The organism is Streptomyces sp. Act143, from assembly GCF_003143935.1.
Taxonomy (GTDB): domain Bacteria; phylum Actinomycetota; class Actinomycetes; order Streptomycetales; family Streptomycetaceae; genus Streptomyces.
In genome coordinates, this window is record NZ_QFRX01000001.1 from 4,629,201 (window position 1) to 4,652,321 (window position 23,121).

Sequence of the window (23,121 nt, forward strand, 5' to 3'; positions counted from 1 at the left end):
AAGACCATCACCGTCACCGGCAAGCTCTCCCGCGCCAACTGGGAGGACAACCAGTACCACGGGTACACCAACCAGCCGGTGAAGCTGCAGTTCCGCAAGAAGGGCTCCACCACCTACACCACGGTGAAGACGATCAAGACCAACTCGACGGGCAACCTCAAGACCACCGTCACCGCCGCCACCGACGGCTACTTCCGCTACGCCTTCGCGGGCACCACGACCACCCCGGCCGTCAACGCCGCGGGTGACTTCGTCGACGTGCAGTAAGCCCCACCAAGCACCATCCGTACGCCGGTCCCAGATGCCATCTGGGACCGGCGTTCGCGTTATCGCTCTTGACCGTCGAGGGCGAGGATCCATGCGAAAGCTTCTGCACTGCCCAACCCGCGCATCGAAGAATTCAACACGCCTTCCGGGAAGGCCCGTTGGCTCGAAGACCAGCATCCAGCCATCCATCACGACGTGGGCAAAACGACCAAGCAGCCCGACTCCATCGGAACACTTGATCGCCTCAAAGCCCACAAAGGTCACATAACTTCCCCCGCTCGTACCGGAACCCGGTTTCCCGCGCTGCGGTGAAAGGGGCGCCCTTTCCGAAGGACCACGACGGTGAAAGGACCCCACCAAGCCCCACCCCTCCCGCCCGCGGCAGCCGCTCACCCGCTCGGGTGAACATCACCAACTGGGCTGGATTTCGGGCCGGTTGCTTGCTCTACGCTCGCCGCAGCAGCACAGGGCAACACAACCGCAGACATGCAACGGCCCTCGCCGGGACTGGCATCCCGATGCGAGGGCCTGACCACCAAGGAAGAAGAGACCTTCCCGATGGACACCCGAAACCCTAGCGCGCCCTCCCGCGCCCAGTCCCGTACCACGGGCAAAAATCACCCCCATTCCGGCGGTCTCATCCACGAGAACACCCGCCACACCGCCCGCTTCACCGTGATCGGCAACCCCCTCGCCCAGCACCCGGACCTGTCACTGGTCGCGATCGGACTCGCCACCCACATCCAGTCGCTGCCCAAGGGCGCGCAGGTGTGCATCAAGAGCCTCACGGCCCGCTTCAAGGAGGGGTCGACCCGGATCGCCGGCGCGATGCGGGAGTTGAAGACCCACGGCTATCTGCGCCGCGAGGTGGAACGCGTCTCCGGCGGCCGGGTCATCAGCCGCACGATCTCCTGCAACCAGCCCGGTGCCCGACGCGACCGCACCCACACCGAGCCCGCCCCGCCGAAAAAGCCCCACCTGGCCCCGGGAGTCGCCGCCTGGCTGGAGCGTGAGGTCCCCGCCACGCTCGTACGGGAAGCCCTGACCCGGGACCTCCCACCCGAGCCCCTGCACCGCCCCGCGGCTCTCCTGGCGCACCGCCTGGCGGCCCAGCTACCGCCCCTGCCACCGCCGTACCGCGCCCCCGCACCGAAACCGGCCGGCCCGCACCCATGGCAGGAGTGCCCCGGCTGCCACCACCCGTTCCGCGCCCCCGCCCCAGGCCGCTGCCGCGGCTGCCGAACCGATCTCCCGGAAGCCACTTAGCATGAGAGCGACGATCCTTGCCCCTGGGCACAGACGACGAGGAGCGAGCGCCATGACCATCGCCCCGGACCACGCGCGGCAGGGCGCTTCCCACCTGTACCGGGCCATGCGGAACTTCCTACAGTCCGTGGACGACACGCTGCCCGGGAAGTTCGAGATCACCAAGGAAGGGATCGTCCACGACATGATGTCGCCGGGAGGGCCTCACGAGGTCACGGCTGCCCACATCAGCCGCCGCCTGGAAAAGATCATGCCGGACGAGCTGCTGGCCCACACCGGCGCACCTGACGTCGAGGACGAGCCCGAGGGCATCATGCGCCATCCCGACGTGATGGTGCTCGCATGGGCCGACCTGAACGTCCAGGGTTCGATCGACCCTCACACGCTCATCGCCGCCATCGAAGTGGTCTCCAAGTCCAACCCGAACAACGACTGGGTCACCAAGATGCGCGACTACCCCCTCATGGGCGTCCCCATCTACGTGATCTTCGACCCTCGTACGGGCGAGGGCGCCGTCCTCACCGACATCCACTCCACCCCCGACGGCCCGCGCTACGCGACCCGCAAGGACTTCGTCTACGGCGAGGACGTCACCATCGGCGACTGGACGATCCCGACCGAGGGCCTGCCCCGCTACGAGAGCTGAACCGACCTCCCTACGAGTGGCCCAGGTCCGCCGACGCCTCGTCGGAGACGTCCGGTACCGAGCCCGAGTCGGGCGCCGGGCGGAGCGGGAACGTGTCCACCTTCGTCTCGTCGATCACCGGGGGCGCCGGGCGGGGCGGCTTCGGCATGACCGCCGCCTCCGAGTGGCCGCCGCAGCCGTAGGCGAGGGACACCACCCTGCCGTCCGCGGGTGCGAACTCGTTGGCGCAGACGCCGAAGGCCTGGCCGAGGGAGCCGCCGATGGGGGTCAGGAAGCCGCAGCTGACGCAGGTCGCGGGGGCCGCCTGGGCCATGGGGGTCTTGGAGCCGAACGCCTCCTCCCAGCGGTCCGCGGCGCTGTGCAGGCCGTAGCGGGACAGGACCCGGGCGCGGCGCAGGCCCAGTTCCTCCGCGACCGCGGCGATCGTGCCGCGCGACGGGGCCATCGGGAGGTTCGACGGGGTGCCCGCGGTCATCTCCGCGTCCTCCGCCTCCACCAGCTCCGCCATCTCCTCGGAGACCGCCGAGCTCGGGACCGGCTCGTCCTCGCCCGAGTAGCCGGGCTCCAGGCGGAGGTCGTCGGCGTCGGTCGGGAGCAGGTCGCCCGGGCCCATGTCACCGGGGCGCAGGCGCTCGCTCCACGGGACCCACTCGGGGGCGAGGAGCGCGTCCGGACCGGGGAGCAGGACCACCTCGTCGAGGGTGACGATCTTCGCGCGTGACGCCCGCGCCACCGTGACCGCCCAGCGCCAGCCCCGGTAGCCGAGTTCCTTGCACTCGAAGAAGTGCGTCACGACGCGGTCGCCCTCGGAGACCATGCCCGCGTGCTCCCCGACCACGCCGGGAGCCGCCGCCTCCTCGGCTGCGGTGCGGGCGAGGTCGACGGCCTCGGCGCACAGGCGGTCGGGGGTGCGGCTTCGCGTGGTCGCTGCGCTCACAGGTATCGCTTCTCTCCTACGCCGTCTCTCTGGTGCGCCTGCCTGAAAGCGCGGTGGGGCGGACGGAGCGGACCAGGGGGCCGCGTCGACGTCCGCGCCCGCTCGCACTCGGGCGCACCTGTCCATCCATTCTGCGGGATGGCTGAGATACGCACGCTACCTGCTCGCGTGCGTCCGGCCTACACCGACGGGACGTTTACCCCCACCCGTCCGACTCGGCACACCGGGAAAGCACCTCACGAAAGCACGGACATACGCGCGGTAACCGCACTACGAGGGCCTCAGTCGGGGCACTATGAACGTCGTGGCAGCCGCTAAGACGCCCCAAGGGGCCACCGGGATCAAGGGCACCGGCAGAACGCGGGGTTCCCTGCGTTCCGTCGGGCGTGCCCTGCACTTCCCGGTGTCCGGTCCCGCCCGCGGTATCCGCAAGGCCACGCACGCGCACGGCGCCGGCGAGTCCGGCCTCGGCAAACTGATCGAGCTGCACGGCGTCAACGGCGCGGGCGATGTGATGATCACCGTCGCGCTCGCCTCCACCGTCTTCTTCTCCGTCCCCACCGACGAGGCCCGCGGCCGGGTCGCCCTCTACCTCGCCATCACGATGGCGCCCTTCACCGTCCTCGCCCCCGTCATCGGCCCCCTTCTCGACCGCCTGCCGCACGGCCGCCGCGCCGCGATGGCCGGCGCCATGCTCGCCCGGGCGCTCCTGGCCCTGGTGCTGTCCGGGGCCGTCGCCTCCGGCAGCCTGGAGATGTACCCGGCGGCGCTCGGCGTGCTCGTCGCCTCCAAGGCGTACGGGGTGGTGCGAAGCGCCGTCGTGCCCCGGCTGCTGCCGCCCCGGTTCTCCCTGGTCAAGGCCAACTCGCGGGTCACGCTCGGCGGGCTCCTGGCCACCGGTGTCGCCGCGCCGGTCGGCGCCGGGCTCCAGGCGATAGGGCCCCGCTGGCCGCTCTACGGCGCCTTTGTGATCTTCATCGCGGGCACCTTCCTGTCCTTCACGCTGCCGCCGAAGGTCGACTCCGCCAAGGGCGAGGACGTGGCGCTGCTCGCCGCCGACGAGGAGCACCTGCACGGCCCGCACCTCCGGCCGGTCAAGCGCCCGGGGCTGCGGACCGTCGGCATCGCCGTCACCCACGCCCTCGGCGCCAACGCCGCCCTGCGCTGGCTGTCGGGCTTCCTGACCTTCTTCCTCGCCTTCCTGCTGCGCGAGCACCCGCTGACCGGGGAGAGCGCGGCCGTCTCGCTGGGGATCGTGGCCGTCTCGGCCGGTGCGGGCAACGCGCTCGGCACGGCGGTCGGCGCCGGCCTGCGCTCCCGCGCGCCGGAGATCATCATCGTGACGGTGCTCGCGGTCGTGCTGGGCACGGCGGTCACGGCGGCTATCTTCTTCGGCGCGTTCCTCGTCGCCGTGCTCACCGCGATCGCCGGGTTCTCCCTGGCCCTCGCCAAGCTGTCCCTGGACGCGCTGATCCAGCGGGACGTGCCCGAACAAGTGCGCACCTCGGCGTTCGCCCGCTCGGAGACGATGCTCCAGATGTCCTGGGTGTTCGGCGGCGCGGTCGGCATCGTGATGCCCCTCAACGGCACGCTGGGCCTGGCGGTGGCCGCCGCGGTCATCGCCGTGGGGTGGCTGACGACGGTGAAGGGGCTCCTCGGGTCGGCCCGCCACGGGGGCGCTCCGCGCACGCGCGTGGCGTAACGAACAGGGCACGCCGTACCCCGCATAAAGAGACTGCTGCACCTGCCCGATAGCCTTCGGCCATGACCACGATGCAAGCCGCTGTGCGACGCCGCCGCGCCGTCGCTGTCGCCGGCGCCGTTTCCGCCGGACTGCTCGTCCTGTCGGCCTGTGACAAGCCGACGCCGCGCGCGACCGTGACGGTCGGCAAGAACTCCATCAGCGCCGAGGCCACCTGCTACGAGGACGGAGACAACCTCGGCCAGCAGAAGGCCACCAAGTGCGCCCTGAAGAAGGCGTCCGACTCGATCGACGTCGCCCAGAGCGAGACCCTCCGCATCGGCGTCGACCCGGAGATCGCGGACACCGGCTGGGCGCTGTGGATCAACGGCCAGCAGGTCACGACGGTCTACAAGAAGACGTACTACTCCTTCCAGGGCGTCGACCTCTTCGCCGACCAGCAGGGCCAGGCCGCGCCGAAGACGCTGTACATCAGCATCGTCGAGCAGGACAAGCCCGGGGCCGCGGGCACCAGCAAGGAGTTCAACGGCGTCTGGAACTTCAAGCTCGTCAACGCCGACGCGTGACGCTCCGCCGATGCGCATCCTCGTAGCCACCGCGGTCCCGGTCGAACGGGACGCGGTGGCTCGCGCGTTGTCGGGGACGGGCGTCGAGGCGGAGGTGATCGCCGCCGGGGTGGGCCCCGCCCTCGCCGCCGCGGCCACGGCCACGGCCCTCGCCGCGGCCCCGTACGGCCTCGTCGTCTCCGCGGGGATCGCCGGCGGGTTCCAGCCGGACGCGCCCGTGGGCTCGCTCGTCGTCGCCGACGAGATCACCGCGGCCGATCTGGGCGCCGAGACGGCCGACGGGTTCCTGCCGGTCACCGAGCTCGGCTTCGGGACCGTCACCCACCGTCCGCCGGAAACACTCGTACGAGATGCCGTCGGCGCCACCGGCGCCCGCGCCGGAGCGGTGCTCACCGTCTCGACCGTGACCGGCACCGCCGCCCGCGCCGCCCTCCTGAAGGGCCGTCACCCCACCGCGCTCGCCGAGGCAATGGAGGGCTTCGGGGTCGCCGAGGCCGCCGCGCTGCACGGGGTGCCCGTGCTGGAGGTCCGGGCCGTCTCCAATCCCGTCGGCCCGCGTGACCGTGCCGCCTGGCGGATCGGTGAGGCGCTGGCGGCCCTGACCGAGGGCTTCGGGAAGCTCGCACCCGTTCTGGAAGGCTGGAAGCCGGCATGAGGCTCGACATCGCTTACTCCCCCTGCCCCAACGACACCTTCGTCTTCGACGCCCTGGCGCACGGCCGGGTCGCGGACGCGCCCGAGCTCGACGTCACCTTCGCGGACATCGACCTCACCAACGGCATGGCCGAGCGCGGTGAGCTGGATGTCCTGAAAGTGTCGTACGCCGTGCTGCCGTACGTCCTCGACACGTATGCGCTGCTGCCCTGCGGGGGTGCGCTGGGGCGGGGCTGCGGGCCGCTGGTGCTGACCCGGGAGGCGGGGGCCGACCTCACGGGCCGGACCGTCGCCGTGCCCAGCGAGCGGTCGACGGCGTATCTGCTGTTCCGGCTGTGGGCGGCGGACGTCGTCCCGGGCGGGGTCGGCGAGATCGTCGTCATGCCGTTCCACGAGATCATGCCGGCCGTGCGGGACGGGAAGGTCGACGCCGGACTCGTCATCCACGAGGCGCGCTTCACGTACCAGAACTACGGGCTGCACAAGCTCGCCGACATGGGCGAGCACTGGGAGGACACCACCGGGCTGCCCATTCCGCTGGGCGCGATCATCGCCAAGCGGTCGCTGGGGGCGGAGACGCTGACGCGGCTCGCCGACTCCATCCGTGCCTCCGTGCGGGCCGCCTGGGACGAGCCCGAGGTGTCCCGTCCGTACGTCATGGAGCACGCCCAGGAGATGGACCCGGCCGTCGCCGACCAGCACATCGGGCTGTACGTCAACGAGTTCACGGCGGATCTCGGCGCGGACGGCTACGCCGCGGTCAGGGGCCTGCTGACCCGCGCGGCGGCCGAGGGACTGGTGCCGCCCCTCGGCCCGGGCGCGCTGGAATTCCCCTAGAAATCCAGGAGTTCTCTACAGGTTCCCGAACGCCCGGTTCCCGAACGCCCGGTTCCCGAACGTCCTAAACGTCGAGCTGGTCGGCGACCGCCCGCAGCAGACCGGCGATCTTCTTGCCGGCGGCCTTGTCGGGGTAACGGCCCCTTTCCAGCATCGGCGTGATGTTCTCCAGGAGGGTCGTCAAATCCTGGACGATGGAGGCCAGTTCGTCCGGCTTCTTCCGGGTGGCCGCCGCGACCGACGGGGTCGGATCGAGGACGACGACCGAAAGGGCCTGGTCACCGCGTTGTCCGGCGACCACTCCGAACTCCACTCGCTGGCCCGGCTTCAGTGTCTCGACTCCGGCGGGGAGGACCGAGGAATGGACGAAGACGTCACCGCCGTCGTCGCGGGAGAGGAAGCCGAAGCCCTTCTCGCTGTTGAACCACTTGACCTTGCCGGTAGGCACGTCTGTTCCTCGTCCTCGTACTCGTCGGAAAACTGCTTCTGAAACGGCTCTTGATAGCACTGGGGCGGGTCGTCGGGACCCGCCGGTACCAAGGCTAATGGTCTTCAGGCCGGTGACAAGACGTCGCCCGGTTGTTCCTTCGGGCAGGGAACTACCCTGGTCCGGTGCGTGACAAAACCCAAACGAATTCCGCCGCGCCCGGTGACCGACTGATCCGTGCCGGTGCCATCGTGTTCTTCGTCGGCGCGGTGGCCACACTCGTCACCGTGGCCCCGCTGTTTTTCGGTACGACGCCCTTTCCGACGTACATGTTCGGACTGAGCATGCTCATGGGCGTCGGCTTCCTGATCGCCGGGGCGGGCGTGCTCCAGTCGGTCGCGGCGGGGCGGCGTCAGGCGCGGGCGGCCGAGAGGTAACCGGCCAGCCACTCCGGGAACTCCGTGAGGTCGGCCAGGACCACGTCCGCACCGGCCGCGGTCAGCTCCGCCGCGCTGCACGGGCCCGTCGGCACCGCCACCGACAGCGCCTCGGCGGTACGGGCTCCGCGCACGTCCCCGACGTGGTCACCGACGTACACGCTCGCCCCGTGCTCGCGCAGGGCCACCGCCTTCTGCTCGGCCCACAGGTTGCCGATGACCGCGTCGGGCGCCATGCCCAGGTGCTCCATGTGCAGCTTGGCGTTGGGCTCCCACTTGGCGGTCACGACGACGGCCCGGCCGCCCGCCGCCCGCACGGCCGTGATCGCCTCCCGGGCGCCCGGCATCGCGAGGGTGCCGGCGATGGCGTACGCCGGGTAGAGCTCGCGGTAGAGATCGGCGACGGCCGGAACCTGCTCCGCGGGGAACCAGTGGGCCATCTCCTCCGTCAGCGGCGGCCCGAGCCGCGTCACCGCGAGGTCGGCGTCGATGTACGTCCCCGTCCGCTCGGCGAGCGCCACGTAGCAGGCGTGGATGCCCGGCCGGGAGTCGATGAGGGTCATGTCGAGGTCGAAGCCGACGGTCGGGGCGGAGACGCGTGTAGATGCCATATGGACCATTGTGCCCAGTCGCGGCGGTCGGCTCCCCGCTATTTCTGCCGCTGCGACCGCCACACCAGGAACAGCGCCGAAGCCACCGCCGCGCCCCGCACCACCCACGGCCAGGTGTCGGCGACCGCGTCGTTCATGTGCCCCTCGGCGATGGGGTCGCCCCAGCGGCCCTCGGTCCGGCCCCACAGCCAGACGACACCCGCGGCGAGGGAGAGGCCGGGCAGGAACATCACCGCCCACTTCGTCTCCGCGTCGGTCAGCCGGCGCGAGGCGTAGGCGATCAGCCAGCCGACCAGCAGCACGACGAGGTTGCCGATCACCGCGCCCACGACCAGGCAACCGGCGGCGAGCAGCAGCAGGGGGTTGGCCCACTTGCCCTTGGGGAGGGAAAGCAGCCGCCGCCTGCGCGGAGCGGCCTCCTCCGCCTCCTCCGGCTGCGCCGCCTTCTCGGCCGGGGGCCGCGGCGCGCTCGGGGCCTCCTTCGGCGGCGGGGGCTTGAGCAGTTCGGGGATCTCCACCCCGCCGACGAAACCGGGGACGCCCTCGCCGGGGCCGAACGGGGAGTCGTCCACCCGCCACCAGTCCGGCTGGAGCTCGCCGTCCCCGAGCTCGGCCGCGCCGGCCAGGTGCGGCGGGGCCGGGGTCCCGTCCGGTGCCTCCGGGGCCCCGGCGGGGCGGGGCTTGGGGATGATCCGGCGCAGCCCCCTGGGGCGCCGCTCCTCCACGTCCCGGTCGCGCTGCACGGGCACGGCGGTAGGGGTGGGCGCGGGCACCGTCACGGCCTGCGGGGCGCCGCCGGCCGCGGTGACGACCTCGTCGGGACTGCCAAGGCGGTCGATGATGCGGCGCACCGCCGCGGGGCTGTCCACGGGCGCCTTGGCGCGGCGGCGGTCGATCTCGTTGCGCAGTTCGGAGACCAGCCGCATGCGGGTGCCGGACGGCAACTGCCGCTGCTGCGCCATGTCGCCGACACGGCTCAGATACTCGTAGACGACCTGATCGCTCTCGATGCCCACGAAGTCCCTCCGGGGGGCGGCGGGTTGATGCTCCGTGGGTGACGGTATCGCGCGCGGGGCGGCCGACCTAGCCACGGACTGTCGTGCCGCCGGGGCGGGTTGCGACTCACCGAGCCGCACCTCGCCGTCGTACCCACCCGCTACCGTGGGTCGGATGAGCACCCCGGCCACCCCGCCCCGCTCCCTCGCCGAAGCCCTCCGGGCCAGGGACGACGTCTCCCTGGCCGCGCTGCTGCGGGCCCGCCCCGACCTCATCACCCCCGTCCCCACCGACCTCACCCAGCTGGCCACCCGTGCCGGGACGCGGGCGTCCGTCGTCCGTGCCCTGGAGCGGCTCGACCGCTTCGCGCTGCAGACCGCGGAGGCGCTGGCCGTGGCCGGGGACCCGGCCTCGTACGCGGAACTGCTCGGGCTGCTGGCCGGGGACGCCGGCGACCGCGCCGTCGCCGCCGCGCTGCCCCGGGCGCTGGGCACGCTGCGCGAGCAGGCACTGGTGTGGGGCGAGGACGCGCGGCTCAGGCTGGTGCGCACCGCGCGGGAGCTGCTCGCGCCCTCGCCGCAGCATCCGTCGCCGACGGGGCTCGGGCCGACCGTGCAGGAGGCATCCGCGGGGATGTCGCCGGGGCGGATCCAGGAGATCGTGACGGCGGCCGGGCTGCCGTCCACGCACGACTCCGTGTCGGCGGTGGCCGCGCTGACCGGGCTGTTCACCGACCGCAAGCGGATGACGAAGCTGCTCGCCGCTCTGCCGGAGGAGTCCCTGGACGTGCTGCGGCGGCTGGTGTGGGGGCCGCCGTACGGGCAGGTCACGGCCGATCCGGCACCCCGGCTGCGGCGGCTGCTGGACCTCGGGCTGCTGCTGCCGACCTCGCCGGGAACGGTCGTGCTGCCGCGTGAGGTCGCGCTGCATCTGCGCGGCGGGCTCGCGCACCGGGAGACCGAGCCGGTGCCGCCGGTCGTCGAGGCGGCGGCCTCCTACCGTCCACAGGTTGTGGACGCCACGGCGGCCGGGCAGGCGTACACCGCGCTGGCGACCGTCGAGGAGCTGCTGAAGGACTGGGACGAGGGCGGGCCCGCGGTGCTGCGGGCCGGCGGGCTGAGCGTGCGGGACCTGAAGCGGACCGCGGTCGCCCTCGACGTGCCCGAGCCCGCCGCCGCGTTCTGGATCGAACTGGCCTACGCCGCCGGCCTGCTGGCCTCCGACGGCGAGGCCGACGAGCGGTACGCGGCGACCCCGGCCTACGACGAGTGGCTGGAACGGCCCCCCGCCGAACGCTGGGTCCGGCTCGCGGAGGCGTGGCTGGCTGCGACCCGGACGGCGGGCCTGGTCGGCGGCCGGGACGCCAAGGAGCGGGCGCTGTCGGCCCTCGGCCCCGGGCTCGACCGCAGCGCCGCGTCGGAGGTGCGGCACCGGGTGCTGACCCTGCTGGCGGGACTGCCGGAGGGGGCGGCGCCGGTGGCGGAGTCGGTACTGGCGCGGCTGCGCTGGGAACGGCCGCAGCGCCGCGAGGACGACCTGCGCTCCCGGCTCGCCCGGTGGACGCTGGAGGAGGCCGAGCTGCTCGGCGTCACCGGGCGCGGCGCGCTGGCGGCGCACGGGCGGGCGCTGCTGGGGTCAGCCGCGGCCCCCGGCCCCGGCCGGACCGCGCAGGAGGAGCCGACGGGCCCCGGCGACAAGCTCCCCGTGCACCATCACCCCGTACCGGTGCCCCACCCGGAACCCCTCTCCGCCGCCGAGCAGGCCGTCGCCGCCGCGGCCGCCGGACGGCTGCTGGCGCCGCTGCTGCCCGAGCCGCTCGACCATGTGCTGCTCCAGGCCGACCTGACGGCGGTGGCGCCGGGGCCGTTGCAGCGCCCGCTCGCCGACATGCTGGGGGTGCTCGCGGACGTGGAGTCCAAGGGCGGGGCGACCGTCTACCGGTTCACGCCGGGCTCGGTACGGCGGGCACTGGACGCCGGGCAGTCCGCCTCCGACCTGCACGCCTTCCTGACCGCGCACTCCCGGACGCCGGTGCCGCAGCCGCTCGCCTACCTGATCGACGACGTGGCCCGCAAGCACGGGCATCTGCGGGTCGGGGCGGCCTCCGCGTACGTCCGCTGCGACGACGACGCCGTGCTGAACGAGATCCTCGCCGACAAGCGGGCCGCGAGCCTGGGACTGCGGCGCCTGGCGCCCACGGTCCTGGCCGCGCAGGCCGACCCGGCCGCCCTGCTGGACGGGCTGCGCTCGATGGGCTTCGCGCCGGCCGCCGAGTCCGCCGAGGGCGACGTCCTGATCGCCCGCGCCCACGCCCACCGCACCCCGCCGCGCACGGCCCCCGAGCCGGTCCCGGACGGCCCGCCGGTGCCGGACGCGACCCTGCTGACGGCGGCGATCCGCGCGATCCGGGCCGGCGACCTGGCCTCCACGACCCCGCGCAAGCAGGCCCCCTCGGCGGGCCCGGCCGGTGAACTCCCCCGCACCAGCTCCGCCGAGACCCTCGCCACCATGCAGGCCGCCGTCCTCACCGGCGAGGCCCTGTGGATCGGCTACGTCAACGCCGAGGGCGCCGCCAGCCAGCGCGTCATCGCCCCGGTCCGCGTCGAGGGCGGCTTCGTGACGGCGTACGACCACACGGCGGACGAGGTGCGGACGTACCCGCTGCACCGGATCACCGGGGTGGCGGAGCTCGCCGACGACTGAGGCCCTGGTCCGGCCCTAGCAGTCGCTCACGGGGGCGTCCGCGGCCAGGCCGAAGTGGGTGCGGGCGGCGGCTTCCAGGGGGGTGGCCGAGAGGGTGCCGTCGAGTTCGGCGCGGGCGAAGTGGCCGAAGTGGGCGTGGGTCCACTCCACGTAGCCCGCCCCTTCGGGCGGTTCCTCCTGGGACAGGACGCGGTAGCCGCCCGCCGCGTCCGCGTCCCGCTCCAGCCGCAGCACCTGGGGGACGTGGACGCCCGAGCACTCGACGAGGGAGTGGGCCTGCACCCCGTACTCCATGCAGAACGTGTCGACGCCCGCCCGTACGACTCCCCCGCGCTCGTCGAGCTCCAGCGCCTCCGCCCGGCAGAACCACCGCGCGCCGAGCTCCGGGTCGGCCTCCCCGTACCCGGTGCCGTGCGCGTCGGCCGCCAGCCGCGCCTCGATCGCGGGACGTATCTCGTGCCACAGGTCGGTGTCGATGTCCTGCGGCCACACCACCCACGCCCCCGTGGCCACCAGCACCGCCGTGGCCCCGACCCCGAACCCCCACCTGCCCACCGACACCGCGTGCTCCTCACTCCGCCGGTCCCCGCCCCGCTAGACAGCCGAGCCGGGCCCGGGGTTGCACAGGCGCCAGGATCGGTTGCCGCCGGTATGCGGCACACTGGACGTTTGGCCCGTGCGGAAGGGAAGTGCGTACGTGAACGGACCGCTGATCGTCCAGTCGGACAAGACCCTGCTCCTGGAGGTCGACCACGAGCAGGCCGACGAGTGCCGTCGGGCCATCGCGCCGTTCGCGGAGCTGGAGCGGGCGCCGGAGCACATCCACACCTACCGGGTCACCCCGCTGGGGCTGTGGAACGCGCGGGCGGCCGGGCATGACGCCGAGCAGGTCGTCGACGCGCTCGTGCAGTACAGCCGGTACCCGGTGCCGCACGCGCTGCTCGTCGACGTCGCCGAGACCATGGACCGGTACGGGCGGCTGACGCTCTCCAAGCACCCGGCGCACGGGCTCGTGCTGACCACCACCGACCGGCCGGTGCTGGAGGAGATCCTGCGGTCCAAGAAGGTCGCGCCGCTGGTCGGGGCGCGGATCGACCCGGACACCGTCGTCGTGCACCCCTCCGAGCGCGGGCAGATCAAGCAGACGCTGCTGAAGCTGGGGTGGCCCGCCGAGGACCTCGCCGGGTACGTGGACGGTGAGGCGCATCCGATCGAGCTGGCCGAGGACGGCTGGGCGCTCAGGCCGTACCAGAAGCAGGCCGTGGAGAACTTCTGGCACGGCGGCAGCGGCGTGGTCGTGCTGCCCTGCGGCGCCGGGAAGACCCTCGTCGGGGCCGGGTCCATGGCGCAGGCCAAGTCGACCACCCTCATCCTCGTCACCAACACCGTCTCCGCCCGGCAGTGGAAGCACGAGCTGGTGAAGCGGACCTCGCTGACCGAGGACGAGATCGGCGAGTACAGCGGGACGCGGAAGGAGATCCGGCCGGTCACCATCGCCACCTACCAGGTGCTGACGACCCGGCGTAAGGGTGTCTATCCGCACCTGGAGCTGTTCGACTCCCGGGACTGGGGGCTGATCGTCTACGACGAGGTGCATCTGCTGCCCGCCCCCGTCTTCAAGTTCACCGCCGATCTCCAGGCCCGGCGGCGGCTGGGGCTCACCGCGACCCTGGTGCGGGAGGACGGGCGGGAGTCGGACGTCTTCTCGCTCATCGGGCCCAAGCGGTTCGACGCGCCCTGGAAGGAGATCGAGGCGCAGGGGTACATCGCGCCCGCCGACTGTGTCGAGGTCCGGGTCAATCTGACCGACTCCGAGCGGCTCGCGTACGCCACCGCCGAGCAGGAGGAGAAGTACCGCTTCTGTGCGACCACCGCGACGAAGCGGAAGGTCACGGAGGCGCTGGTGCGGCGCTTCGCCGGGCAGCAGATCCTGGTCATCGGGCAGTACATCGACCAGCTCGACGAGCTCGGGGAGCACCTCGGGGCGCCGGTCATCAAGGGCGAGACGCCCAATGCCCAGCGCGAGAAGCTCTTCGACGCCTTCCGGGAGGGCGAGATCAGCGTCCTGGTGGTGTCGAAGGTGGCGAACTTCTCCATCGACCTGCCGGAGGCGACGGTCGCCATCCAGGTGTCGGGCACCTTCGGGTCGCGGCAGGAGGAGGCGCAGCGGCTCGGGCGGGTGCTGCGGCCCAAGGCGGACGGGCACCAGGCGCACTTCTACTCGGTGGTGGCCCGGGACACGATCGACCAGGACTTCGCCGCGCACCGGCAGCGGTTCCTGGCGGAGCAGGGGTACGCCTACCGGATCGTGGACGCCGACGAGCTGCTCGCGGAGGGCTGAGGGCCGGGCCGACGGCTCACTTCTTGCGGCGGACGCCGGCTTCCTCGCCGTACTCGCCGAGTACGACGACGTCGAAGGCGGCGCCCGCGAAGGTCTTCAGGGCGCGCAGGGCGCTGCCGAGACGGTGGGTGGGGTGGGTTCCGGACAGGGGGGTCGCGCCGGACGGGCGACCGGGGGCTGGGGTGAGGGTCGCTGCACTCATGTCTCCATGGTGGCTTTCGTGGCATAAGGAGGGCATCGGTCCCAGGGCCCCACTTCCTGTGCTACCTGGGTACAACCCGGGCCGGGCGCCTCCCCCGGCGGAGGGAGGGGTGATCCCCTAGGGGGCCTGTCCGGCGGGTCGTGCCGCGGACGGAAGGAACGGTGGGCAGCCGCGCCCCGCGCCGCTGCCGCGGACGGAAATCGGTTGGCAGCCGTGCCCCGCGCTCCCGTAGGATTCCCGCTCTTGCCCGCCTCCCTCGACGGAGCGCCGCCGCCCGGACGGAAACCGGTCGGTACTTCGCAGCAGCAGCGACCCACCCCGCAGCACCTTCGGAGGCACCGCCTTGTCCACGCCCGTCGACGACCCCGCGCCCCTGGACGACCCGCTCGGCCGTGAGCGCCGTCATCTCGCCGAGTCCCGTGCCGCCCTGCGCGCCATGCGCGAGGACGTCGAGTCCCTCGACATCAAGGACGTCACCGCGAACTGGGTCAACGCCGAGGTCCTCGCCCGCCAGATCGACGAGCGCATCAGGGCCCTCGCCGACCTCAGCGACACCCCGCTCTTCTTCGGCCGCCTCGACTATCTGCACGCCCCGGGCGCGGAGCAGGCGGAGGGCGCGGACGGGGAGCGCTTCTACATCGGGCGGCGGCATGTGCACGACCACGACGGCGATCCGATGGTCATCGACTGGCGTGCGCCGGTCTCGCAGCCGTTCTACCGGGCGTCCAAGAAGGACCCGATGGACGTGGGCCTGCGCCGCCGCTTCGGGTACACGCGCGGGGACATCACGGCGTACGAGGACGAGCACCTCTCCGACCCCGCCGAGGCGGCCACCACCAGCAAGCTCCTCCAGCAGGAGATCGAGCGGCCGCGTGTCGGTCCGATGCGGGACATCGTCGCCACCATCCAGCCCGAGCAGGACGAGATCGTGCGGTCGGGGCTGGGCGGGACGGTGTGCGTGCAGGGAGGGCCGGGGACCGGGAAGACGGCCGTCGGTCTGCACCGGGTGGCGTACCTGCTGTACGCCCACCGGGACCGGCTCGCCCGCACCGGCACCCTCGTCATCGGGCCGAACCGGTCCTTCCTGCACTACATCGAGCAAGTGCTGCCCGCGCTGGGCGAGTTGAGCGTGCAGCAGGCCACCGTCGACGATCTGGTGGCGAAGGGCGTCGAGGTGCGCGGCAGCGACGACGCGGCCGCCGCGGTCGTCAAGGGCGACGCGAGGATGGCGGAGGTGCTGCGCCGGGCCGTCTACGCGCACGTGACCATGCCGACCGAGCCGGTGGTCGTGGTGCGCGGCTCCCGGCGGTGGCGGGTCCCGGCGTACGAACTGGAGGGCATCGTCCGCGAGTTGCTGGACCGGGACATCCGCTACGGCGCCGCCCGCGACGCCCTTCCGCAGCGCATCGCGCACGCGGTGCTGGTGCAGATGGAGCGTTCGGGCGAGGCGCCGGACGACCGGGTGCAGGACGCGGTGGCCCGCAACGCGGCGGTGAAGGCGGCGGTGAAGCAGATCTGGCCGCCGGTCGACCCGGCGAAGCTGGTGCTGCGGCTGCTGACGGACGCGGACTTCCTCGCCGTCCACGCGGCCGGGGTCCTCGACGAGGACGAGCAGAAGACGATCCTGTGGGCGAAGCCCGTGCGGTCGGTGAAGTCGGCCAAGTGGTCGGCCGCGGACGCGGTGCTGATCGACGAGGCGGCGGACGTCGTCGAGCGCACGCACTCCCTCGGCCATGTGGTGCTGGACGAGGCGCAGGACCTGTCCCCCATGCAGTACCGGGCGGTGGGCCGGCGCTGCACCACCGGCTCCGCGACCGTCCTCGGCGACCTGGCGCAGGGCACCACGCCCTGGGCGACGCGGAGTTGGGACGAGGCGCTCGCCCACCTCGGCAAGGCGGACGGCGTGATCGAGGAGCTGACGGCCGGTTTCCGGGTGCCGACGGACGTCATCACGTACGCCTCCCGGCTGCTGCCGCACATCGCGCCGGGGCTGACGCCGGTCGCGTCGGTCCGTGAGAACCCCGGCTTCTTCGACCTGCGGGAGGTCTCGGGGACGTCCGAAGTCGTCGCCGCCTGCGAGGAGTTGCTGCGCAACGAGGGCTCGACGGGGCTGATCGCCGCGGACGCTCGCATCCCGGCGCTGGCGGTGGCCCTCGACGCGGCCGGCATCGGCTGCCTGGCCCCCGGCGAGGAGACGACCGAGGAGACCCGGCTGACGCTCGTCCCCGCCTCGCTGGCAAAGGGTCTGGAGTACGACTACGTCGTCCTCGACGAGCCGCAGGCGGTGGTCGACGGCGAGCCGGACGAGCGGACGGGGCTGCGGCGGTTGTACGTGGCGCTCACCCGTGCGGTGTCGGGCTTGATCGTCACTCACTCCGCGCAGCTGCCGCCGCAACTCGGCTGAGAAGGTGCCGCTCGCTGTCGGGTGCCGGGTGCGAGTTCACTGTGGCTCGGCGTGCGGTTCCCCGCGCCCCTGAAAGCCCTCCAGCAGCCGGCGCCACTCCGCCACCGCCTGGGCCGAGACCGGGTGCTCCCAGCCCCCCGGCCTCGCCGCTCCGCCGATGTGGAAGGCGTCGACCCCGGCCGCCAGCAGGTGCGGGACATGTTCCAGGGCCAGCCCGCCGCCCACCAGGATCTGCTGCTCGTAACCCGGGTCCCCGGCTCTCGCCGCCTCGGTGAGGAGGGTCGGCAGCCCTTCCGTCACTCCCGTCGACGCCCCCGCCGTGAGGTAGGTGTCCAGCCCCGGCAGGTCGGCGAGCTGCTTGCGCAGGGCGTCCCGGTCGGCAGCGTGGTCGATGGCGCGGTGGAAGGTCCAGGGGCAGCCGTCCAGTTCGGCGACCACGCGCTCCACGGCCGTCAGGTCCACGCCGCCCGCCGCGTCGAGGAAGCCGAGCACGAACTGGTCCGCACCGGCGGCGCGCAGCTCACCGGCGGTGCGGACCAGCCGGTCCGCCTCTCCCGCGGCGAAGCCGTCCGCCAGTCGCACCATCACGCGCAGGTCGATGTCGACGGCGGCCCGGATCGCGGTGAAGGTCGCCACGGACGGGGTCAGGCCGTCGGCCGCCATGTCGGTCACCAGCTCCAGCCGGTCCGCGCCGCCGGCCTGCGCCGCGATCGCGTCCTCGGCGTCGAGGGCGATGACCTCCAGGACTGCGCGGTTGCTCATGGGACCCCGTTCGTTGGCGTGGGCGGCAGGACGATGACTGGGCGACTAGAGGTCTAGTCCAATCCCAGGGTACGCCCGTGGCCGCCGCGCCCGCGACAGGATCGGCGCCGTACGGTCGCGGCCCGGCCGGAACGCGTCACCCGAAGATGTTCAGCTCCGCCGCCTCCGCCCCGGCCAGCTCGAAGGCCCGCCCCTGCACCGGGCGCCCCGCGTACAGCCGTACGAGGGTCGCGGCGTCGCCGATGTACCGGGCCGGCGTCCGCTCCCCCGACGCCGCGCCCAGCGTGAGCGGCTCGTCGACGTCGTCGAGGTCGGCGTGCAGGGGCAGCGTCCCCTTGTACCGGGTGATCCCGGCGAGCAGCCGGAGGGCGTGCGGCAGGCCGGGGCCCGCGTAGGCGCCCGGCTCGCCGAGCACGTCCCGTACGTCCCCGCCGTGCACCCACTCGCCCAGCGCCACCATGTCCAGCACCCCGCCCGCCTTGGCGATCACCGGCCCGGCCTCGGTCATCCCGCGCTCCAGCTCGTCCACGACCCGCGCGTTGCTCCAGTCGGCGCGCTCGGCGATGTCCCGGTCGTTCGCCTCCGGCGAGAAGACGCCCTTCTCGAAGCGGCTCTCCACCACCCGCATCAGCGCGGACGAACAGTGCGCCAGCACGTCCCGGACCGTCCAGCCGGGACACGCGGCGGTGGGGATCGCGAAATCGGCGTCCGCGCGGGACCGCAGGAGCGGGATCAGGCCGTCGCGCTCGGTGGTGAGGAGGAGGCCGGGCAGGTCGGGGTCGCGTAGGTCAGCAGTAGTCATGCCCACACGCTAGGGGCCGCGCGACAATCGGTACATGGTCGATCTCGACGCCCTCCGTGTCCGTTTCTCCCACGCCCTGACCGGGGCCCGCGGCACCGGTGACGGTCCCGACCCCGCCCCCTACGCCGACAATCTCCTCGCCCGCTGGCAGGAGCCGCAGCGCCGCTATCACACGCTCGCGCACCTCACCGCGGTCCTGGACCACGTCGACGTGCTGGAGAAGTACGCGGACGACCCGGACGTCGTCCGGCTCGCGGCCTGGTTCCACGACGCGGTCTATCTGCCCGAGCGGTCGGAGAACGAGGAGCGGTCGGCCCGGATCGCCGAGCGCGCCCTCCCCGAAGCCGGGGTCCCCGCGGCCAGAACCGCCGAGGTCGCCCGCCTCGTCCGCCTCACCGTCACCCACGACCCCGCCGACGACGACCGCGACGGCCAGGTGCTGTGCGACGCGGACCTCGCGACCCTGGCCGCCCCTCCGTCCGGGTACGCCGCCTATACCGTCGCCGTCCGCGAGGAGTACCACTTCGTCCCCGACGAGGCGTTCCGGGAGGGCCGTTCGGCGATCCTGCGACAGCTCCTCGACCTGCCACGGCTGTTCAGGACGCCGTACGGCGCCGAGCACTGGGAGGCCACCGCCCGCTACAACCTCGCCGCCGAGCTGGAAATGCTGTCGACCTGACGCCGCCCGCTGCCTAGCCTGCCCGCATGCGATTCATGGGTGCGCAATACGTGGAAGAGGCCGCCGAGAGCTGTGCGGCACTGCTTCGGACGGTGGTCGACGAGGACTGGGAGAACACCGACGCCGCCGGCCTGGAATGGAGTTGCCGTTTCACCGCGACCCACGTCGCCAGCGACTTCCTCGGCTACGCCGGCAACCTCGCCTCGCGTGCGCAGACGTCGTACGTGCCCTTCGACATCACCGTCGACGGCGACGAGAAGGGCAATTACCGCGCCGACAACGCGGGGCTGATCGACGTCGTCACGACGACCGGCGCGCTGTTCGCCGCGACCCTGCGCACCGCCCCGCGCGCCGCGCGCGCCTACCACCCCTACCCCTTCCGCAGCGCGAACCGTGACGGCTTCGCCGCGATGGGCATCGCCGAGGCGCTGCTGCACACCCATGACATCGCCCAGGGCTTCGGCGTGCCGTACGAGGCACCTGCCGAGCTCGCCGAGTACGTGCTGACCACGATCTTCCCGGGCGTCCGGCCCGGCCCGGCCCCCTGGCCGACCCTGCTGTGGGCGACCGGCCGCGGCGAACTGCCCGGCCGTGCGCGGGTGACTGAGTGGCGCTGGTGCAACAACCTCGTGCTGCCGACCGAGCGCCTCACCCTGGAGGGCGTCACCCCGGCCGCCGCGGCCGACCTCGCCGCGGGCGGCGACGGCGGCTTCGACTGGGTCGCCGACGGCCCCTTCGAGGGCACCCGGGCCGCCGCCGGGATGATGCTGAAGGCCTACGAATCCGGGGTGCACCGCCCCGAGTTCGGTGTGTTCGCCCTGGTCCGGCGCGAGGACGACCGGGCGATCGGCGGCATCGGCTTCCACGGCGCCCCGGACGAGGACGGCCGCGCGGAGGTCGGCTACGACCTGGCGGAGTCCGCCCGCGGCCAGGGCTACGCGACGGAGGCGCTGCGCGCGCTGAGCGCGTGGGCGCTGGACCGGGACGACGTGCGCCTGCTCATGGCGACGGTCGAGGAGACGAACCACGCCTCCCAGGCCGTGGTCACCCGCGCCGGATACGTCCGGGCGACCATCGAGGAGCAGCGCGAGGTGCACGCCCAGGAGCAGCACGAGCCGCTCGAGAAGGAAGCCGACCTCCGGCTGTACCTGCGCGGGCGCGACTAGCGCCGGTCACCGACGTCCCGGGACAGCACAACCAGGGCCGGTCACCGACGTCCCGGGACAGCACGCCTAGCCGGTCGCGCGCCCCTTCGGCCGCCGCAGTCCCGACTCCGTCAGCAGCCGCACCACCTCGCGGCTGCTGACCTCCACCGCCCCGGCGGCGACCACGTCCGCGTACCGGTGCGAGGGGATGTCGTAGTGGTCGCGTTCGAAGGCGCGGCGCGGTACGCCCAGGCCGTCGGCGAACGCGTGGAGTTCGTCGTACGACACGTCGCTCACCAGGTGGGACCACATCCGGCCGTGTCCCGGCCAGGCGGGCGGGTCTATGTAGACGGTCACGAGGAGGGCGTCCCGCCGTTCGCGGAGCCCAGCGAACCGACCGACGCGACCCGCACGCCCGCCTTGTGGCACACCCACTGCGGGTCCGGGCCGAGCTCCGGCTCGACCTCCAGGGCGTGCGGGTCGCCGGCCCCGCACACCGGGCACAGCGGCCAGCGGCCGTAGCGCTCCAGGAGCGCGTCCTGCACGTCCTGCGCGACCAGCCCGGCCACGAAGTCCGCGCCGTCCGGCCACTGCTCCACCCACCAGCGCCGCTGGACGACGGACTCCTCGACGAGGGAGACCACGTCCGCGTCGGCGACCTCGCCCGCGACCAGATCGGCGAGCACCAGGGCGCGTGCCGCGTGCAACGCCTGCTCCAGAGGGTTTACGGGGAGGCCGGAGGGGTCCATGCACCCATTGTGCGCACTCTTGACCCCGGGACCGAGCCGAAAATATCTTTCATACGTGACCCAGGATGTGAAGGAAATTTTCGGCAGCTCCTCGGGCGGACCGGCCGCGCCGCCCGCCCCCGCCGCCCTCGCCGCCAAAGTGCGCACCCTCGCCCCTTCCATGACCCGCTCCATGCAGCGTGTCGCCGAGGCCGTCGCCGGTGACCCGGCCGGCTGCGCGGCCCTGACGGTCACCGGCCTCGCGGAACTGACCGGCACCAGCGAGGCGACGGTCGTCCGCACCGCCCGCATCCTCGGCTACCCCGGCTACCGCGATCTGCGCCTCGCCCTCGCCGGTCTCGCCGCCCAGCAGCAGTCCGGGCGGGCGCCCGCGATCACGACGGACATCGCGGTGGACGACCCCATCGCCGACGTCGTCGCGAAACTCGCCTACGACGAGCAGCAGACCCTCGCCGACACCGCCGCCGGGCTGGACACCGTGCAACTGGCCGCGGCCGTCGCCGCCGCCGCGACCGCCCGCCGTATCGACGTCTACGGCGTCGGGGCGTCCGGGCTGGTCGCGCAGGACCTCACGCAGAAGCTGCTGCGGATAGGGCTGATAGCCCACGCACACAGCGATCCGCACCTCGCCGTCACGAACGCGGTGCAGCTGAGGGCGGGGGACGTCGCCATCGCGATCACGCACTCCGGGGCCACGGGGGACGTGATCGAGCCGCTGCGGGTCGCGTTCGAGCACGGGGCGACGACGGTGGCCATCACCGGGCGGCCGGACAGTTCGGTGACGCAGTACGCGGACCATGTGCTGACGACGTCGACGGCCCGGGAGAGCGAGCTGCGGCCGGCCGCGATGTCGTCGCGGACCAGTCAGCTGCTGGTCGTGGACTGCCTGTTTGTCGGAGTGGCGCAACGGACATACGAGACTGCGGCGCCTGCGCTCGCCTCGTCGTACGAGGCGCTGGCACACCGGCATCGCGGGCGAACGTAGCAGCCGACGCGCGCCCCCCACTCCGTGACGTGCAAGAACCACGTGAAAGAGCCGCCCCCCATGACCTCCACCTCCGACCCCCGCGCTCTGCGCGCCGAGTTGGAAGCCCTCACCACCGAGGCCTTCCGCCCCGAGCTCGCCGACATCGACCGCCTCCCCACCCTCGACATCGCCCGCCTCATGAACGGCGAGGACACCACCGTCCCCGCCGCCGTGGCCGAGCGGCTGCCCGAGATCGCCGCCGCCATCGACGCCGTGGCCGCCCGGATGGCCCAGGGCGGGCGGCTGGTGTACGCCGGTGCCGGTACCGCCGGACGGCTCGGCGTCCTGGACGCCTCCGAGTGCCCGCCGACCTTCAACACCGACCCCGCGCAGGTCGTCGGCCTGATCGCGGGCGGCCGGGAGGCCATGGTCACCTCGGTCGAGGGCGCCGAGGACTCCAAGGAGCTGGCCAGAGCGGATCTGGACGCGCTGAAGCTGACCCCGCTCGACACCGTGGTCGGCATCTCCGCCTCCGGCCGCACCCCCTACGCCATCGGCGCCGTCGAACACGCCCGCGCCCAGGGCGCGTTGACGATCGGCCTGGCCTGCAACGCGCACAGCGCGCTGGCCGCCGCCGCGGAACACGGCATCGAGGTCGTCGTGGGCCCCGAACTGGTCACCGGTTCCACCCGGCTGAAGGCGGGCACGGCCCAGAAGCTGGTGCTGAACATGCTGTCGACGATCACGATGATCCGGCTGGGCAAGACGTACGGGAACCTGATGGTCGACGTCCGCGCCTCCAACGACAAGCTGCGCGCCCGCTCCCGCCGGATCGTCGCCCTCGCCACGGGCGCGCCGGACGAGGAGATCGAGCGGGCCCTGGCGGAGACGGACGGCGAGGTGAAGCACGCGATCCTGGCGATCCTCACCGGCGTGGACGGCCGCACCGCCGCCCGCCTTCTGGAGGAGTCCGGCGGACATCTGCGTGCCGCGCTGGCGGCGGCGGGCGGCTGACCCGCAC

General features: G+C 72.8%; 24 protein-coding genes and 1 pseudogene. 15 read left to right on the top strand and 10 right to left on the bottom strand.

The features are described from left to right. The 3 genes and pseudogenes from DI272_RS45415 to DI272_RS20845 form a co-directional block, all read left to right on the top strand. A pseudogene (locus DI272_RS45415) lies at positions 1 to 267 on the top strand (calcium-binding protein); the annotation flags it as partial. A gap of 558 nt (positions 268 to 825) precedes the next feature. Then, positions 826 to 1,533 (top strand): helix-turn-helix domain-containing protein, encoded by a 708-nt coding sequence (locus tag DI272_RS20840; RefSeq protein ID WP_109496826.1) that lies wholly within the window; start codon positions 826 to 828, stop codon positions 1,531 to 1,533. A gap of 52 nt (positions 1,534 to 1,585) precedes the next feature. Next, complete coding sequence (locus DI272_RS20845; protein ID WP_109496827.1) at positions 1,586 to 2,179, top strand: Uma2 family endonuclease; 594 nt, start codon at positions 1,586 to 1,588, stop codon at positions 2,177 to 2,179. Between the two features lie 10 nt (positions 2,180 to 2,189). Here DI272_RS20845 and DI272_RS20850 read toward each other — a convergent pair whose 3' ends face one another. Continuing rightward, positions 2,190 to 3,116: a DUF3027 domain-containing protein gene (locus DI272_RS20850; protein WP_109496828.1), complete on the bottom strand. Its 927-nt coding sequence runs from the start codon at positions 3,114 to 3,116 to the stop codon at positions 2,190 to 2,192. 304 nt (positions 3,117 to 3,420) lie between these two features. On the opposite strand from DI272_RS20850, the gene DI272_RS20855 reads away from it, so the two are divergent. The 4 genes from DI272_RS20855 to DI272_RS20870 all read left to right on the top strand — a co-directional run bounded on the left by DI272_RS20855 (position 3,421) and on the right by DI272_RS20870 (position 6,875). Next, positions 3,421 to 4,818 (top strand): MFS transporter, encoded by a 1,398-nt coding sequence (locus tag DI272_RS20855; protein WP_258314616.1) that lies wholly within the window; start codon positions 3,421 to 3,423, stop codon positions 4,816 to 4,818. A 62-nt stretch (positions 4,819 to 4,880) separates the two neighbouring features. Continuing rightward, positions 4,881 to 5,384: a hypothetical protein gene (locus tag DI272_RS20860; RefSeq protein ID WP_109496830.1), complete on the top strand. Its 504-nt coding sequence runs from the start codon at positions 4,881 to 4,883 to the stop codon at positions 5,382 to 5,384. A gap of 10 nt (positions 5,385 to 5,394) precedes the next feature. Beyond that, positions 5,395 to 6,039 carry a futalosine hydrolase gene (locus tag DI272_RS20865; protein WP_109496831.1) on the top strand — a complete coding sequence of 215 codons (645 nt, stop codon included), beginning with the start codon at positions 5,395 to 5,397 and terminating at the stop codon, positions 6,037 to 6,039. After that, positions 6,036 to 6,875, top strand: coding sequence for a 1,4-dihydroxy-6-naphthoate synthase (locus DI272_RS20870; RefSeq protein ID WP_109496832.1), 840 nt, complete (start codon positions 6,036 to 6,038; stop codon positions 6,873 to 6,875). Before DI272_RS20865 ends, DI272_RS20870 begins: the two co-directional genes overlap by 4 nt. A gap of 64 nt (positions 6,876 to 6,939) precedes the next feature. On the opposite strand, the gene DI272_RS46010 is transcribed toward DI272_RS20870, so the two are convergent. Then, a complete protein-coding gene (locus DI272_RS46010) occupies positions 6,940 to 7,323 on the bottom strand; it encodes a cold-shock protein (RefSeq protein ID WP_109496833.1) in 384 nt (127 codons plus the stop codon). A 164-nt stretch (positions 7,324 to 7,487) separates the two neighbouring features. Between DI272_RS46010 and DI272_RS20880 the strand changes: the two genes are divergently transcribed. Beyond that, positions 7,488 to 7,739 (top strand): hypothetical protein, encoded by a 252-nt coding sequence (locus tag DI272_RS20880; protein ID WP_109496834.1) that lies wholly within the window; start codon positions 7,488 to 7,490, stop codon positions 7,737 to 7,739. Here DI272_RS20880 and DI272_RS20885 read toward each other — a convergent pair. After that, positions 7,715 to 8,350, bottom strand: coding sequence for an HAD family hydrolase (locus DI272_RS20885; RefSeq protein ID WP_109496835.1), 636 nt, complete (start codon positions 8,348 to 8,350; stop codon positions 7,715 to 7,717). The two genes, DI272_RS20880 and DI272_RS20885, sit on opposite strands and share 25 nt — an antisense overlap. Before the next feature lie 38 nt (positions 8,351 to 8,388). Beyond that, positions 8,389 to 9,366 (bottom strand): hypothetical protein, encoded by a 978-nt coding sequence (locus DI272_RS20890; protein ID WP_109496836.1) that lies wholly within the window; start codon positions 9,364 to 9,366, stop codon positions 8,389 to 8,391. A gap of 154 nt (positions 9,367 to 9,520) precedes the next feature. On the opposite strand from DI272_RS20890, the gene DI272_RS20895 reads away from it, so the two are divergent. Next, entirely contained in the window at positions 9,521 to 12,049 is a 2,529-nt protein-coding gene (locus DI272_RS20895) for a helicase C-terminal domain-containing protein (RefSeq protein WP_109496837.1), read from the top strand. Between the two features lie 15 nt (positions 12,050 to 12,064). Here the strand turns inward: DI272_RS20895 and DI272_RS20900 are convergent, their stop codons facing one another. Then, positions 12,065 to 12,610, bottom strand: a complete 546-nt coding sequence (locus DI272_RS20900; RefSeq protein WP_109496838.1) for a hypothetical protein — start codon at positions 12,608 to 12,610, stop codon at positions 12,065 to 12,067. A gap of 136 nt (positions 12,611 to 12,746) precedes the next feature. Here DI272_RS20900 and DI272_RS20905 point away from each other — a divergent pair, with 136 nt between their 5' ends. Further along, positions 12,747 to 14,390: a DNA repair helicase XPB gene (locus DI272_RS20905; RefSeq protein WP_109496839.1), complete on the top strand. Its 1,644-nt coding sequence runs from the start codon at positions 12,747 to 12,749 to the stop codon at positions 14,388 to 14,390. Between the two features lie 16 nt (positions 14,391 to 14,406). On the opposite strand, the gene DI272_RS20910 is transcribed toward DI272_RS20905, so the two are convergent. Beyond that, positions 14,407 to 14,592 carry a hypothetical protein gene (locus DI272_RS20910; RefSeq protein WP_181387262.1) on the bottom strand — a complete coding sequence of 62 codons (186 nt, stop codon included), beginning with the start codon at positions 14,590 to 14,592 and terminating at the stop codon, positions 14,407 to 14,409. Between the two features lie 343 nt (positions 14,593 to 14,935). Here DI272_RS20910 and DI272_RS20915 point away from each other — a divergent pair, with 343 nt between their 5' ends. Continuing rightward, positions 14,936 to 16,996, top strand: coding sequence for an ATP-binding domain-containing protein (locus DI272_RS20915; RefSeq protein WP_109496841.1), 2,061 nt, complete (start codon positions 14,936 to 14,938; stop codon positions 16,994 to 16,996). Positions 16,997 to 17,032: 36 nt separating this feature from the next. On the opposite strand, the gene DI272_RS20920 is transcribed toward DI272_RS20915, so the two are convergent. Together DI272_RS20920 and DI272_RS20925 are read right to left on the bottom strand one after the other, a co-directional pair. Then, the gene (locus DI272_RS20920; protein WP_109496842.1) at positions 17,033 to 17,758 is read right to left on the bottom strand and encodes a copper homeostasis protein CutC; all 726 of its coding nucleotides are present in this window, start codon (positions 17,756 to 17,758) and stop codon (positions 17,033 to 17,035) included. Positions 17,759 to 17,894: 136 nt separating this feature from the next. Next, positions 17,895 to 18,560, bottom strand: a complete 666-nt coding sequence (locus DI272_RS20925; protein ID WP_109496843.1) for a maleylpyruvate isomerase family mycothiol-dependent enzyme — start codon at positions 18,558 to 18,560, stop codon at positions 17,895 to 17,897. Between the two features lie 34 nt (positions 18,561 to 18,594). On the opposite strand from DI272_RS20925, the gene DI272_RS20930 reads away from it, so the two are divergent. Beyond that, positions 18,595 to 19,239, top strand: coding sequence for a hypothetical protein (locus DI272_RS20930; RefSeq protein WP_109496844.1), 645 nt, complete (start codon positions 18,595 to 18,597; stop codon positions 19,237 to 19,239). A 35-nt stretch (positions 19,240 to 19,274) separates the two neighbouring features. Further along, entirely contained in the window at positions 19,275 to 20,405 is a 1,131-nt protein-coding gene (locus DI272_RS20935; protein WP_109496845.1) for a GNAT family N-acetyltransferase, read from the top strand. A 66-nt stretch (positions 20,406 to 20,471) separates the two neighbouring features. Here DI272_RS20935 and DI272_RS20940 read toward each other — a convergent pair whose 3' ends face one another. Further along, a complete protein-coding gene (locus DI272_RS20940; RefSeq protein ID WP_109496846.1) occupies positions 20,472 to 20,741 on the bottom strand; it encodes a DUF4031 domain-containing protein in 270 nt (89 codons plus the stop codon). Continuing rightward, a complete protein-coding gene (locus DI272_RS20945; RefSeq protein WP_109496847.1) occupies positions 20,738 to 21,133 on the bottom strand; it encodes a hypothetical protein in 396 nt (131 codons plus the stop codon). Before DI272_RS20945 ends, DI272_RS20940 begins: the two co-directional genes overlap by 4 nt. Before the next feature lie 55 nt (positions 21,134 to 21,188). On the opposite strand from DI272_RS20945, the gene DI272_RS20950 reads away from it, so the two are divergent. Together DI272_RS20950 and murQ are read left to right on the top strand one after the other, a co-directional pair. Then, positions 21,189 to 22,118: a MurR/RpiR family transcriptional regulator gene (locus tag DI272_RS20950; protein WP_109496848.1), complete on the top strand. Its 930-nt coding sequence runs from the start codon at positions 21,189 to 21,191 to the stop codon at positions 22,116 to 22,118. Positions 22,119 to 22,178: 60 nt separating this feature from the next. After that, on the top strand, positions 22,179 to 23,114 hold the full coding sequence (gene murQ, locus DI272_RS20955; RefSeq protein ID WP_109496849.1) for an N-acetylmuramic acid 6-phosphate etherase: 936 nt from the start codon (positions 22,179 to 22,181) through the stop codon (positions 23,112 to 23,114). The last annotated feature ends 7 nt before the right edge of the window (positions 23,115 to 23,121 follow it).